The organism is Bradyrhizobium sp. Ce-3 (assembly GCF_022835695.1).
In the GTDB taxonomy this organism is placed as follows: Bacteria; Pseudomonadota; Alphaproteobacteria; order Rhizobiales; family Xanthobacteraceae; genus Bradyrhizobium.
In genome coordinates this window covers 83,558-97,600 of the sequence record NZ_BQUV01000011.1, presented here as the reverse complement: position 1 = coordinate 97,600, position 14,043 = coordinate 83,558, and the positions used below count along the sequence as shown (strand labels likewise).

Genomic DNA, 14,043 nt, shown 5'->3' with positions numbered 1-14,043 from the left:
ACGTTGGCCCTTCCTCTATAAGCGCGGCCTTACCGGCATCGCAGCTTGCGCTTCGAAGCGCTGAGCCCGTCCGCATTTCGGACGATGCCTCCGCAACACCCTAGAGGACACCGTCATGGCCGTTCCCAGAAGAAAAACCTCGCCGTCGCGCCGTGGCATGCGCCGTTCGGCCGATGCGATCAAGACCCCGACCTATGTCGAGGACAAGGACTCCGGCGAACTGCGCCGTCCGCACCACCTCGACCTGAAGACCGGCATGTACAAGGGCCGCCAGGTCCTGAAGGCCAAGAAAGAGTCCTGATCGGACCTTCGGCTGTCGCGCCGCTGGCGGGAGCATGATCCGGAAAAGCGCCTAGCGGCTATCCGGACATATCATCCCGCAATCAAGACGGCGCTGCGCCCGAATTCGGCCAACGAGTGCGGTCAAGACGGGCGCGTCCGCGGCGAAGCCAGTGAGCATCGCCGCATTGCTGGTTCTCCCTGAAATAAGGCGCAAGCCCCGATGGTCGGTTTTCCGCTGCTGCTCGTTCCGCTCGCGGTCTACAACATCATCGCCTTCCTGATGCCCGGCGTGTCCTTCACGGACCCGCTGATCAGGCTGACATTGCTGTCGGGCGAAGTGTGGCAGATCACGCTGAGCGACATGCTGCTCGCCGCCGGCGTGCTGCTGTTGCTGCTCGAGGTGATCAAGGGCGCGCGCCCCGGCGCGAAATATCTCACTGATCATCTGCTGTCGCTGATCGTGTTCGGCGCCGCCGCCGCCGAATTCGTGCTCTGGCCGAAATTCGGCAATTCGACCTATGGCCTGCTCACGCTGCTTGCGCTGGTCGATTTCATTTCCGGAATTGCGTTGCGCACCCGCCGCCGTGCGGTGGCCGCTGCGCCAGTGCCTGCGCCGGTCAGCAAATCGCAGCCCGAGGCGCCGCAACCTGCGCCGGCACCCGCGCCACGTCCTGAGCCTGCGCCCGTTGCCGCACCGGCGCCTGCCGCGCCGCCGCCGGCCGCACCCGTTCCTCCGGCGACATCGGTCGCGGAATCGGTGTTGGCCGATCAATCCGCGCCGAAGCCGACCGTCGCCTCGCCGGATTTGCAGCCGGGCGGCCAGCCCCCGTCGGACCCGCCGCAGCGCTAGACACCGTTCGAGGACGATCATGAGCGCAGAAACAGCTCTTCCGATCGCCGATCCGACGACGACCCGATCGATCTTCGACTGGCTGGAACGGTTCGCCGCCTGCGTCAGGGCGGTCGACTATGCTGCTGCCCGCCCGTTCTGGCATTCGGACATCATCTCGTTCGGCACCTATCAGGAATTGATCCACGGCCGCACGCGCTGGACCGAGATGCAGTGGGACAACGTCTGGCCCCGCACCGCGGATTTCGCCTTCGATCTCGAACACACCGAGGTGCTGGTCAGCGCCGACGGCGGCATGGCGACGGTGATCACGCCGTGGACCAGCACCGGCTTCCATCCGGACGGCAGCCGCTTCGACCGGCCGGGGCGGGCCACGATCATTCTGGCGCGGCAGGCCGACGGACGCTGGCTCGGCATCCATTCCCACATGTCGCTACGCCGCGGCGTGCCGCAGGACAGCCACGGCAATCGGCCCGTCAAGGCCCGCTGACCATCGTGATGATGAGCTAGATGATCTGCCTTGTGCGCCGCGCGACGCTGCGGCGTTCGTCGACATGCGGGCCGTAGGCGCTCTGCGCATCGGCCAATGAGCCACGCCGCAGCCCGCGCGTCTGCGGTTCGTGCGCGGCGGTTGCGATCAGGTGAGCCAGAAATGAAGGGTCCCCATGGGGCAGCGGGATCTTGGGCGCCCAATGGGTGGTCACGGTCAGCGGCACCAGCGCCGTGCCGGTCACCCCGGCCGTGTCGGTGAACTCGCCGTCCTGCACCTCTGATTGATCGAACTCGAGCATCGCCTGCGACCCGTTGGAGCGTCATAGTTTGGGACGTCGCGTCCCGCTGCAACACCCTCATGGCAAGGGTCATGCCCGCCATCCCCAGTTCGTTCCGCGGCAGTCGAAAACGTGGTTTCCAGATTATTTATCAACTTCTCCTAGCGTTGGATTCACCGGAACCACTATCTTGAGAGCGTACAGAATCACCGGGTGCCGTCCCAAATCGAGACATGTTCGATGCTCCCTGTCCCGCCAGCTGCCAGCATCCTCGCCTCGCTCGGCCAAGCGACTTTCGCTTGGGACCTGGCGAGCGACGCGATTGCCTGGAGCGACAATGCGGCGACGGTCTTCCCGGATATCCCCCTCGTGGCGCTGGCGAGCGGCGCCGAACTCGCCAAGCTGATCGAGCCACAGCGCTCGGTTCGATCGGATGCGCTCGGCCAGTCCGTGCCGGTGCGGAGCGGCGAGGGCGTGCCCTACCGAATCGAATATGGCGTGCGGGCCGTCACCTCGGCGCCGGTGATCTGGATCGAGGAGACCGGCTGCTGGTTTGCCGGCGCCGACGGCAGGCCGTCGCACGTGCAGGGCGTCGTCCGCGTCAACAATGAACGCCACGCCCGCGACGAGCAGCTGCTGAAATTGTCGCGGCACGATCCGCTGACCAACGAGCTCAACCGCACCCATCTGGTCGCCTCGCTCGCCGAGGCGATGGAGGAGTGCGCGCGCTTCCGCACCTCCTGCGCCTTCATGCTGATCGGCATCGATCATTTGGCGCGGGTCAACGATGCCTTCGGCTTCGATGTCGCGGATGCCGTCATCGCCGAGGTCGCGAAACGAATTCGTGCGCGGCTGCGCAGCGGCGACATGCTCGGCCGCTTCTCCGGCAACAAGTTCGGCTTGATCCTGCGCAACTGCACCGTCGACGACACCAATGTCGCGGCCGAGCGCTTCCTCGCCGCGGTGCGCGACGAGGTGGTGCCGACCAAGTCCGGCCCGGTGTCGGTGACCGCTTCGATCGGCGCCGTCACCATCCCGCGCCATGCCAAGTCGGCGGAGGAGGCGGTCAATCGCGCCCAGGAGACGCTGGACGCCGCCAAGAACCGCCGCGCCGGATCGTTCGCGCTGTGGAAGCCGAATGTCGAGCGCGACGCGCAGCGCCGGGTCAACATCCGCGTCACCGACGAGATCGTCACCGCACTGAACGAGCGCCGCATCGTGATCGGCTTCGAGCCGGTGGTCGAGGCGCGCTCGCGGCAGCCTGCGTTCTACGAGTGCCTGGTTCGCATGGAGCAGGACGACGGCCGCGCGCTGCTCGCGCCCGATATCGTGCCGGTCGCAGAAAGGCTCGGCCTGATCCGGCTGGTCGATCATCGCGTGCTGGAGCTTGCGATCGCCGAGCTTGCGGCAGCCCCCGGCGTGCAGCTCAGCCTCAACATCTCGCCGGATACCACCATGGACCCGGACTGGTGGGCCACCATCGAATCCTTGATGCGGGCGCATCCCGGCGTCGGCGAGCGGCTGATCGTCGAGATCACCGAGACGGTCGCGATCCAGGACATCGACGACGTCCGCGGCTTCGTCACCCGGCTGAAGAACTTCGGCAGCCGGATCGCGATCGACGATTTCGGCGCCGGCTACACCTCGTTCCGCAATCTGCGCAAGCTCGGCGTCGATATCGTCAAGATCGATGGTGCCTTCGTGCAGAACATCGTGCGTTCGGCCGACGACCGCGCCTTCGTGCAGACCCTGATCGACCTCGCGCGCCGTCTCGAGATCAAGACCGTCGCCGAATGGGTGCAGGACGAAGAAGCCGCCGTGATGCTGCGCGAATGGGGCTGCGACTTCATCCAGGGCCGCCTGATCGGCCTCGCCTCGCCGGACCGGCCGTGGAACGCGCCGGCGGAGAAGATCGTCCCCGCGACGGGGTGATTCACAATCGTCAATCAAGCTACCGGCGTCGTCCCGGCGTAGGCCGGGACCCATACGCCGCGGCTTCTCGATAGGGCGACCTGGCAGACGCCTTATTCAAACAATCGACATTTGTGGTTATGGGCCCCGGCTTTCGCCGGGGCGACAGCTGCATCGAGCGGCGCGCTCAGCCCCCGACCGCCGCTGCTCAAAATATGAGCGCGTCGTGCCCAAGGTTTGGCGGCAGTTCATCCAATTTATTGTGCGTCCCCAGACAAGTTTTCCGCCGGAGACCGCCGTTTACTTCTTCGAGGTTTGGACCGTGGCTTGCGCCATGACAACGTCGAAAGAGGATCGAATGGTCACGTTATCTTTTCCGCGCACGTACAAACTCATCCATATCGCGGCGCTCGGTGCACTGCTCGTCGTGGGCGTCGGTGCGCCGACCATCGCCAGGGCAGCCGCGCCGGCCGCCTGTGCCGAACTGCAGGCAAAATATCCGGACTGGAAGGGCAAGACCCTCGTCAACGCGATCAATCCGCATACGCCGGGCTACGAGTCGATCGATCCGAAGGATCCGAACAAATATGTCGGCTTCGATATCGATCTCGGCGAGCAGATCGGCGAATGTCTCGGTTTCAAGCTGACCTACAAGGCGGTGACCTTCGCCGCACTGCTGACCACGCTGTCCAGCGGCCAGGCCGACATCGTGATCTCCGACATCTACGCTACCGAAGAGCGGGCCAAGGCGGCCGACTTCATCACCTATTCGAAGGTGTTCGACGGCGTACTGGTCGCCAAGGGCAATCCGAAGAAGATAACCGGCATCAATACCTCGATGTGCGGCGCGGCGGCGGCCGAGAACACCGGCTACGTCGAAGTTCCGCTGATCCAGGCGCTGGTGGGCGAGTGCAAGAAGGAAGGCAAGGCTGAGCCGACCATTCAGCTCTACGACAACAACGCCAACTGCATTCAGGCGATCCTGGCCGGGCGCGCCGACACCTATGTCAACGACGTCAACACTGTCGACAATGCGGTGAAGGCCTATCCGGACAAGCTCGAAAAGGCGATCGCGGTGACGATCCCGTACAAGGTCGGCATCGCCGTGCCCAAGGACAAGCCGGCCTTCCGCGATGCCGTGAAGGCGGCGCTGACCGAGATCTACAAATCCGGCGATCAGCTCGCGCTGCTGAAGAAGTGGAATCTCGATCCGGAGAACCTGATCGAACCCGGCCTGCTGATGGTCAAGTAGGCCCGGTACCGGCAGAAGGACGACATGCTCGATGGAGCTGTTCCTCCACTATCTGACCATGCCGTACATGATCGAGGGCATCCAGGCGACCTTGCAGGTCACGGCCCTCGGTCTGCTCGGCGGCCTGGTGCTCGGTGTGATCCTGGCGTGGATGCAGCTCAGCCGCTTCAAGGCGCTGGCGTCCTTTGCCCGGGTCTACACCGTGATCTTTCGCGGCACGCCGCTGATCCTGCAGATGGTGTTCGCCTATAACGCCCTGCCGCAGATCGGCATCAAGCTCCCCGCCATTCTCGCCGCCGGCCTCGCGCTGGCCTGCAACGAGGCTCCATTCATCGCCGAGATGCTGCGCTCCGGCGTGCTCGGCGTCGATCGCGGCCAGGTGCTGGCCGGGCAGGCGCTCGGCATGACGCCGGGCGTCCTGATGCGCAGGATCATCGCGCCGCAGGCGATCCGCTCGATGATCCCCGCCTTCGGCAACGAGACCGTCAGCGCGCTGAAGAATTCGTCGCTGGCGTCGGTGATCGCCGTGCAGGAGCTGACGTTGCGTTCGACCCAGATGGCGTCGGCCACGTTCGATTTCTTCTCGATCTTCTTCGCCTCCGGCCTGATCTATCTGTTCCTCACCGCGGCAATCGCCGGCATTCAGCTGTTCCTCGAATGGCTGTTCGATCTCGACCGCGCATCGAGGCAGATCAAGCTGCTGCGGCTGATGCCGTGGTATCGCGCGCAGGGGCTCGATGATCGCTCGGCTGCGGCGGGGGATGCGCCACCCGAGATATTGCCCGATGCCGGTGTCGCCGAACTGCCGCCGCCGCGTGCGCTGTCCGAGCGCGTCGATCGCGCCAAGCGCAGCGAGATCCTGAAGCGGAATAATGTCGCCGTCGATGTCGCCGCGCTGCGCAAGAGCTATGACAAGCAAATGGTGCTCGCCGGCGTCGATCTCACGGTGCGGATCGGCGAGGTGATCGCGCTGCTCGGGCCGTCCGGCTCCGGCAAGAGCACGCTGCTTCGCTGTATCAACAATCTCGAACTCTGGAACGAGGGCAGCATCAAGGTCGGCGGCCGCCGGCTCGGCTTCAGCGATCGCGGCAAGGCGCTGTCGCCGCGACTGCTGGCGCAGGCGCGGGCCGAGGTCGGCGTCGGCATGGTGTTCCAGCAGTTCAACCTGTTCGGCCACCTCACCGCGAAAGAGAACATCGCCGGACCGCTGCGCTGGGTGCATGGCGTGTCGCGGATCGATGCGGATCGCCGGGCGGCCGAGCTGCTCGGGCGCGTCGGCCTCAGCCACCGCGCCGATGCGCTGCCGCGGCATCTCTCCGGCGGCCAGCAGCAGCGCGTCGCCATCGCCCGTGCGATCGCGCCGAATCCCAGCGTGCTGTTGCTGGATGAGCCGACTTCCGCGCTCGATCCCGAACTCGTCAATGAGGTCCTCGAAGTGATCCGCCGTCTCGCGGTGGAAGACGGCCTCACCATGATCATTTCAACCCATCAACTGCGTTTCGCCAGTGAAGTCGCCGATCGCGTGGTGCTGCTGGCGGACGGCGCGATCGTCGAGGAGGGGCCGGCCGACGAGGTGCTGAGCAACCCGCGCAATCCGGTCGCGCAGCGTTTCCTCAATGCCATGGAGGCCGAGGTCGCATGAATAGAAGCTTTGCCGTTTCCAGCCGCGTGAGGGACTCTGCGTGAAACATCATCTGCTGCCGGTATCTGCCAAGACGGTGCATTGGGGCTATTTCAGCAAGGTCGTGGCGCCGGCGTTGACGCTGAAGTCCGGCGACCGCGCCACCATCGAGACGTTGACGCATCATGCCAATGACGATTACGAGCGCATGATCGAGGGCGATCCGGGTGCCGAGAGCGTGTTCAAATGGACGCGCGAGCACAAGGCCGTGGTGCGGCGCGGATCGGGACCTGTCGAAGGGCCGTTCATCCGCGGCTCCGGCGAAGGCGTCGGCGTGCATCTGCTGACCGGTCCGGTGGCGATCGAAGGCGCCGAGCCGGGCGACGTGCTGGAGGTTCGCATTCTCGACGTGCGTCCGCGGCCGGCCTGCAAGGCCTGCCATGCCGGCAAATGCTTCGGCTCCAACGTCGCGGCCAATTGGGGCTTTCACTATCACGACCTGATCGAGGAGCCGAAGCCGCGCGAGGTGGTGACGATCTTCGAGCTCGATACGTCGGGCGAGCCTTTCGCCAGGGCGGTCTACAATTATGTCTGGACGCCGCAGACCGATCCTGACGGCATCGTGCACCCGACCATCGACTATCCCGGCGTGCGCGTCGATCACGCCACCGTCGTCAAGCGCGAGAATGTCCTGAGCAATGTCCGGGTGCCGGCCCGGCTGCATTTCGGCACCATGGGCCTCGCGCCGTCGGAACAGGATTTCGTCTCCTCGATCCCGCCGAGCTATACCGGCGGCAATATCGACGACTGGCGTGTCGGCAAGGGTGCCAGGATGTTCTATCCGGTCGCGGTGCCCGGTGGGTTCTTCTCGGTCGGTGATCCGCATGCCGCGCAGGGGGACAGCGAGCTCGGCGGCACGGCGATCGAGACCTCGCTCACCGGCGATTTCGAATTCATCCTGCACAAGCATCGCGATCTCGGCGGCACGCAGCTCGAAGGCCTGACGCATCCGATGCTGGAAACCCCCGACGCCTGGTCGGTCTACGGCTTCACCTACCCGAACTATCTCGCCGAGCTCGGCGCCAATGCGCAGCTCGAAATCGCCAATCACTCGAGCCTCGACCGCGCCATGCGCGACGCGTTCCGCAAGATGCGGCGCTTCCTGATGACGGTGCACAAGCTCAGCGAGGACGAGGCGATCTCGCTGATGTCGGTGGGGGCGGATTTCGGCGTGACGCAGGTGGTCGATGCCAATTGGGGCGTGCATGGCACCATCCGCAAGAACGTGTTCCGGTGTGACTGATCACACGAGGATCACTGAGCAGGACGCGTCGCCCTTCGGGATGGCACGGAGATTGCTTCGCTTCGACCATAAAGGCCGATGCATGAGGTTGCGTCCGTTCACGAGTGAATCCTACTCCGAAGGCGACCGCCCCGAGGCGTGGCGGGACGTCCTGGCGTCGGTCGGCTTGCAGCCGACGGCCGCCACGAGCACCCATGCCGGCCATGCCATCGCGGTGCGGCGCAGCTTTCAGGGCGTGACCCTGGCGAGGCTTTCGGCCGGACCGCAATCGGTGTCGCCGCGCACGGATGTCGTGGCCGATCATCCGCTGGTGCTCCTGCCGCTCGAAGACGGCGTGGCGCTGAAGACCACCGCCGGTTATCAGATCGTCGTGGCGCGGCATCTTCTCCTGCTGCCGCGCGGCGGGGACTGGAGCGTGTCGTTCCAGCGCGAGATGCGCGCGGTGGTGCTGTCGGTGACATCAGAGCCGGCGCATCGCCACCGCGCCACGATGCAAGGCGGCGAAATGCGGGTGCTGCAGCCCGGTGGCTTTGGCGGCGTGTTCGCGCAGATGATGGAGCTCGCCGCGAACGATCTCGACGCGCTGTCCGATGTCGAATGGACCGCGCTGGCGCGCAGTCTCGCCGATCTGCTGCCGGCCCTCATGCCTCAGCACAGCGAGACGGCCAGCGATCGCAGCGGCGGCGCTTCCAGGGCCGCGACGCTGCATCGGCTGTGCCAGACCGTCGAACGCAGCCTCGATGATCCCGATCTGACGCCGGTGAAGATCGCCAGCGCCGAGGGCATTTCCGAACGCTATCTGCAAAAGCTGTTCGAGGGGGCCGGCACCAGTTTCACGCACTATTTGCGCGAACGGCGGCTGCAGCGCACCTCGGCCGATCTGTCGAATCCCGCCGAGGCGCATCGTTCGATTTCAGAGATCGCGTTCCGCGTCGGCTTTAACGACTCTGCGCATTTCAGCCGCGCGTTTCGCCAGCGCTTCGGCCTGTCGCCGCGCGAATTCCGCCAGCATGAAACCGAGCGGCAGAGCGCATCCGCAGCGACGGAGCAGCGCGGCTGGCCTCAGCAAGCGCTGGCGCAACTGTGCAACGGGCGTGCGGCCCTGGTGCGCAAGACGGCTGCGCCGTTCAACGCGCATGATCTGGAGATCGCCGACGCACCGCGCCATCATCATCTCGCGGCCGATGCCTCGCGCGTGCATTGGGGCTATTTCAGCCATTCGCTGCCGCCGCAAATCGAGATCGGCTCCGGCGACACCATCACCATCGAGACGCTGACCCAGCATGCCTCCGATGATCCCGCGCGCATGATCAAGGGCGATCCCGGCGCCGAGAGCGTGTTCCACTGGACGCGCGACCGGAAGAACGTCGATCGCCGCGGCGCCGGTCCGCTCGATGCCTCGATCTATGGCCGCGGCGCCGGCGAGGGATTTGGCGTGCACATTTGCACCGGGCCGGTGGCCGTGAAGGACGCCGAGCCGGGCGACGTGCTGGAGATCCGCATCCTCGACATCGTGCCGCGCGCGAGCCGCAATCCGGAGTTCGAGGGCCGCGTGTTCGGCAGCAGCGTCGCGGCCTGGTGGGGCTATCACTACAAGGAATTCCTCGCCGAGCAGAACGCCCATGAGGCGGTGACGATCTACGAGATCGTCGACGACGATGATGAGCCGTATGCGCGTGCGCTGTATTCCTATCGCTGGGAGCCGCAGACCGATCCGTTCGGGACGCTGCACAGGACCTACGACTATCCGGGTATTCCGATCCCGCCGTCATCGGTGCGGCGCCGCCACGACGTGCTCGACGGCATCCGCATTCCGCTGCGTCCGCATTTCGGCGTCATTGCGCTGGCGCCGCGCGAGGCCGAACTCGTCGATTCCGTCCCGCCCGCATATTTCGGCGGCAATCTCGACAATTGGCGGCTCGGCAAGGGCTCGACCATCTATCTGCCGGTGTCGGTGCCGGGTGCGCTGCTGTCGGTCGGCGATCCCCACGCCGCACAGGGTGACGGCGAACTCGGCGGCACCGCGATCGAATGTTCGATGACCGGCACCTTCCAAATCATCCTGCACAAGAAGAACGAGCTGACCAATCAGCCCTTCGCCGATCTGACCTATCCGCTGATCGAGACCGAGGCCGACTGGGTGCTGATGGGCTTCAGCCATCCCAACTATCTCGCCGAATTCGGCGCCAAGGGGCAGAGCGAGGTCTATGCCACCTCGTCGCTCGATCTCGCGATGAAGGATGCGTTCCGCAAGATGCGGCGCTTCCTGATGAACATCAAAGGCCTCACCGAGGACGAGGCGATCGCGCTGATGTCGGTGGCGGTGGATTTCGGCGTGACCCAGGTGGTGGACGGCAATTGGGGCGTCCATGCCATTCTCAGCAAGCGCGTGTTCGATCACGCGCCGCAAAACTAGGGCATGATCCGGAGCAGGCGAGGAGACGTCGTTGCAGTTTCACATGATATCCGGCGGCCCGAAGCCGGTCGCGCCGTTCAGCCACGCGTCGAGACCGACGGCTTCGTGTTCGTCACCGGCCAGATGCCGGATACGCCGGCAGCACCGGGCGTATTGCCCGACGGGATCGTGGCGCAGACCCGCGCGGTGATGGAGAACCTGCGCGTGGTGCTGGCGGGCCTCGATCTCGGCTTCGAGCATATCGTGATGTCGCGGATCTATCTGACGCGCTTCAAGGAGGACTATGCGGCGATGAACGAGACCTATCGCAGCTACTTCCCGCCCGACCGGCTGCCGGCGCGCACCTGCGTCGGCGTCACCGGTCTCGCCTATGATGCGCTGATCGAAATCGATCTGGTCTGCCGCCGGCCGGCATAGACGCGTCTGCGAGGGCACGCGTGATCAAGCGGCGACCGCCTGACGCCGGCGAGAGCCGCCGTCAGGATATCTGAAAAGCGATAACGGCTTGAGGCCCGGCCGACGGCCAAAGGATCTGGAACGAGACCTACTCGTCCTTCTTCGCCGGCTGCGACATGCGCTCGAGACGTTCCTGCATGTCCTTCATCTGGCGGCGAAGGTCGTCGATGTTGCCGTCGTCGGGCGTGGGCTCCGGCACCTTCTCGGGCTCGGCGCCGCCGCCGCGCTGCGGCACGAACGGCTTGAACATCGAGAAGGTCTGCTGGAACAGCTCCATGTTGCGGCGGACCTGTTCCTCCAGGGGCGCGAACGGCGTCCCGCTCAGGGCGCCGGCGATCTGCTTGCGAAATCGCTCTTGTTCCCGGGTCAACGTATCGATCGACTGCTCGAGATATTTCGGCACCACCATCTGCATGCTGTCGCCGTAGAACCGGATCAGCTGCCGGAGGAAGGTGGTCGGCAGCAGATTCTGGCCGGCCTTGTTCTCCTGCTCGAAGATGATTTGCGCGAGCACGGAGCGGGTGATGTCGTCACCTGTCTTGGCGTCATAGACGAGGAAATCCTCGCCTTCCTTCACCATCGCCGCGAGATCCTCGAGCGTCACATAGGTGCTCGTACCGGTATTATAGAGCCGCCGGTTCGCGTATTTCTTGATCGTGGTCGGTTGTTCAGATTTTGCCATGGGCTCTCACTTCAACACCGAAGAACCTGGACCCGGACGGCATCGCCGCAGGGCTAAATGCAACGCATCGCAGCAAAGGTAAGCATTTTCAAAGCCGTTCGGCTACCGTTTTGTGCTTTGCGGTTAATTCCAAAGCATAGGATTTGCTCAGGAATGTGCCAAGGGCGCCATTTTGAGTGCGCCGCGGCGCGTTTTGCGTGACAGTTCGATTGACATGTCTCGACGAGGTTTACAGGATAGTCGTCAAGAGACAGGCCCGCCAAACCGGCCGCCCGCCGTCGAGAAACCCAGCGACAACCCATAGGAGATGTCCATGTCAGACGATGTCGTCATCGTCAGCGCCGCCCGCACCCCCGTCGGTAGCTTCAACGGCGCGTTCGCCACCACGCCGGCCCACGATCTCGGCGCGATCGCCATCAAGGCGGCGCTGGAGCGTGCCGGCGTCGAGGGTGGTCAGGTCTCCGAAGTCATCATGGGCCAGATCCTCACCGCGGCCCAGGGCCAGAACCCGGCCCGCCAGGCCTCGATCGCGGCCGGCATCCCGGTGGAAAGCCCGGCCTGGGGCGTCAACCAGCTCTGCGGCTCGGGCCTGCGCACGGTGGCGCTCGGCTACCAGGCGCTGCTCAACGGCGATTCCTCCATCGTCGTCGCCGGCGGCCAGGAATCCATGAGCATGGCCCCGCACGCGCAATATCTGCGCGGCGGCGTCAAGATGGGCGACCTTCAGTTGATCGACACCATGATCAAGGACGGCCTGTGGGATGCCTTCAACGGCTACCACATGGGCAACACCGCCGAGAACGTCGCCAAGCAGTACCAGATCACCCGTTCGCAGCAGGACGAGTTCGCGGTCGGCTCGCAGAACAAGGCCGAGGCGGCGCAGAAGGCCGGCAAGTTCAAGGACGAGATCGTCCCGGTCACCATCAAGTCCCGCAAGGGCGACATCGTGGTCGACGCCGACGAATATCCGCGCCATGGCGCGACGATCGATGCGATGGCCAAGCTCCGCGCGGCCTTCGAGAAGGACGGCACCGTGACCGCCGGCAACGCCTCGGGCATCAATGACGGCGCCGCTGCCGTGGTGCTGATGACCGCCAAGGAAGCCGCCAAGCAGGGCAAGAAGGTGCTCGCCCGCATCGTCTCGTGGGGCCAGGCCGGCGTCGACCCCAAGATCATGGGCACCGGTCCGATCCCCGCCTCGCGTAGCGCGCTGAAGAAGGCCGGCTGGAACATCGCCGACCTCGACCTGATCGAGGCCAACGAGGCGTTCGCCGCGCAGGCCTGCGCCGTCAACAAGGACCTCGGCTGGGATCCGGCCAAGGTCAACGTCAATGGCGGCGCGATCGCGATCGGCCATCCGGTCGGCGCCTCCGGTGCGCGCGTGCTGGTGACGCTGCTGCACGAGATGCAGAAGCGCGATGCCAAGAAGGGCCTCGCGACGCTGTGCATCGGCGGCGGCATGGGCATCGCTATGTGCGTTGCACGCGACTGAACAAAAGGCAGCGAGGTCGGTTAGGTGATGAAAAGATCATCTGTCAACCACGGCGCGAGCTGATAGAAAAGATGCCCGGCTTTGTGCCGGGCATTTTTGTTTCGGGAGCATGATCCGGAAAAGTGTGAAGCGGTTTTCCGAAAGGATCATGCTCAAAAAGGGAGCTAAAGCGCGATGACGATTCGACCCAATCTCATCGCGCTTTGTTGAGTGAGTGCGGAGACCGGAGCGATCCGGTTATAAAAGACGGCCAAGGAGGAGACGGACATGGCACGTGTTGCATTGGTGACGGGCGGAACGCGGGGCATTGGAGCTGCGATCAGCAAGGCGCTGAAAGCGGCGGGCTACAAGGTGGCGGCAAGCTATGCCGGCAATGACGCCGCGGCGGAGAAGTTCAAGGCGGAGAGCGGGATTCCCGTCTACAAGTGGGACGTCTCCTCGTTTGACGCCTGCGCGGCCGGCGTCAAGCAGGTCGAGGCCGATCTCGGGCCGGTCGACGTGCTGGTCAACAATGCCGGCATCACCAAGGATACCGCGTTCCACAAGATGACGCTCGAGCAGTGGAATGCCGTGATCAACACCAATCTCGGCTCGCTGTTCAACATGACGCGGCAGGTGATCGAGGGCATGCGCGCCCGCAAGTTCGGCCGCGTCATCTCGATCTCCTCGATCAACGGCCAGAAGGGCCAGTTCGGCCAGGTCAACTACTCGGCGGCAAAGGCCGGCGACATCGGCTTCACCAAGGCCCTGGCGCTGGAGAATGCCAAGGGCGGCATCACCGTCAACGTGATCTGCCCGGGCTACATCAACACCGAGATGGTGCAGGCGGTGCCGAAGGACGTGCTCGAGAAGAACGTGATCCCGCAGATTCCGGTCAACCGGCTCGGCGAACCCGAGGAGATCGCGCGCGCGGTCGTGTTCCTCGCCGCCGACGATGCCGGCTTCATCACCGGCTCGACCCTGACCGTGAACGGCGGCCAGTATCACGCCTGACGCGGGAAGCGTCGT

The 14,043-nt window shown here is 64.9% G+C and carries 12 protein-coding genes and 1 pseudogene; 11 read left to right on the top strand and 2 right to left on the bottom strand.

What is annotated here, in order from left to right; all coding sequences use genetic code 11:
- Positions 1–115 precede the first annotated feature (115 nt).
- The 3 genes from rpmF to BRSPCE3_RS31440 all read left to right on the top strand — a co-directional run bounded on the left by rpmF (position 116) and on the right by BRSPCE3_RS31440 (position 1,622).
- Positions 116–301 (top strand): 50S ribosomal protein L32, encoded by a 186-nt coding sequence (gene rpmF, locus BRSPCE3_RS31450; RefSeq protein ID WP_021077536.1) that lies wholly within the window; start codon positions 116–118, stop codon positions 299–301.
- Between the two features lie 201 nt (positions 302–502).
- Positions 503–1,132: a hypothetical protein gene (locus tag BRSPCE3_RS31445; protein WP_244070291.1), complete on the top strand. Its 630-nt coding sequence runs from the start codon at positions 503–505 to the stop codon at positions 1,130–1,132.
- A gap of 19 nt (positions 1,133–1,151) precedes the next feature.
- Positions 1,152–1,622, top strand: coding sequence for a nuclear transport factor 2 family protein (locus BRSPCE3_RS31440; protein ID WP_244070290.1), 471 nt, complete (start codon positions 1,152–1,154; stop codon positions 1,620–1,622).
- Between the two features lie 16 nt (positions 1,623–1,638).
- Here BRSPCE3_RS31440 and BRSPCE3_RS31435 read toward each other — a convergent pair whose 3' ends face one another.
- Positions 1,639–1,923 carry a hypothetical protein gene (locus tag BRSPCE3_RS31435; protein ID WP_244070288.1) on the bottom strand — a complete coding sequence of 95 codons (285 nt, stop codon included), beginning with the start codon at positions 1,921–1,923 and terminating at the stop codon, positions 1,639–1,641.
- Positions 1,924–2,142: 219 nt separating this feature from the next.
- Between BRSPCE3_RS31435 and BRSPCE3_RS31430 the strand changes: the two genes are divergently transcribed.
- The 6 genes and pseudogenes from BRSPCE3_RS31430 (at position 2,143) to BRSPCE3_RS31405 (ending at position 10,822) form a co-directional block, all read left to right on the top strand.
- Complete coding sequence (locus tag BRSPCE3_RS31430; RefSeq protein WP_244070287.1) at positions 2,143–3,834, top strand: bifunctional diguanylate cyclase/phosphodiesterase; 1,692 nt, start codon at positions 2,143–2,145, stop codon at positions 3,832–3,834.
- Positions 3,835–4,171: 337 nt separating this feature from the next.
- Positions 4,172–5,065 (top strand): ABC transporter substrate-binding protein, encoded by an 894-nt coding sequence (locus BRSPCE3_RS31425; RefSeq protein WP_244070285.1) that lies wholly within the window; start codon positions 4,172–4,174, stop codon positions 5,063–5,065.
- A gap of 31 nt (positions 5,066–5,096) precedes the next feature.
- Positions 5,097–6,707, top strand: a complete 1,611-nt coding sequence (locus tag BRSPCE3_RS31420; protein WP_244070283.1) for an amino acid ABC transporter permease/ATP-binding protein — start codon at positions 5,097–5,099, stop codon at positions 6,705–6,707.
- A gap of 40 nt (positions 6,708–6,747) precedes the next feature.
- A complete protein-coding gene (locus BRSPCE3_RS31415) occupies positions 6,748–7,989 on the top strand; it encodes an acetamidase/formamidase family protein (RefSeq protein WP_244070281.1) in 1,242 nt (413 codons plus the stop codon).
- A gap of 82 nt (positions 7,990–8,071) precedes the next feature.
- Positions 8,072–10,405, top strand: a complete 2,334-nt coding sequence (locus BRSPCE3_RS31410; protein WP_244070279.1) for an acetamidase/formamidase family protein — start codon at positions 8,072–8,074, stop codon at positions 10,403–10,405.
- A gap of 31 nt (positions 10,406–10,436) precedes the next feature.
- Positions 10,437–10,822, top strand: a pseudogene (locus tag BRSPCE3_RS31405) (RidA family protein).
- A 127-nt stretch (positions 10,823–10,949) separates the two neighbouring features.
- Here the strand turns inward: BRSPCE3_RS31405 and phaR are convergent.
- Positions 10,950–11,543: a polyhydroxyalkanoate synthesis repressor PhaR gene (phaR, locus tag BRSPCE3_RS31400; protein WP_244070277.1), complete on the bottom strand. Its 594-nt coding sequence runs from the start codon at positions 11,541–11,543 to the stop codon at positions 10,950–10,952.
- Positions 11,544–11,856: 313 nt separating this feature from the next.
- On the opposite strand from phaR, the gene BRSPCE3_RS31395 reads away from it, so the two are divergent.
- Entirely contained in the window at positions 11,857–13,035 is a 1,179-nt protein-coding gene (locus BRSPCE3_RS31395; RefSeq protein WP_244070275.1) for an acetyl-CoA C-acetyltransferase, read from the top strand.
- 267 nt (positions 13,036–13,302) lie between these two features.
- Positions 13,303–14,028, top strand: coding sequence for an acetoacetyl-CoA reductase (gene phbB, locus BRSPCE3_RS31390; protein WP_050425845.1), 726 nt, complete (start codon positions 13,303–13,305; stop codon positions 14,026–14,028).
- Positions 14,029–14,043 lie beyond the last annotated feature (15 nt).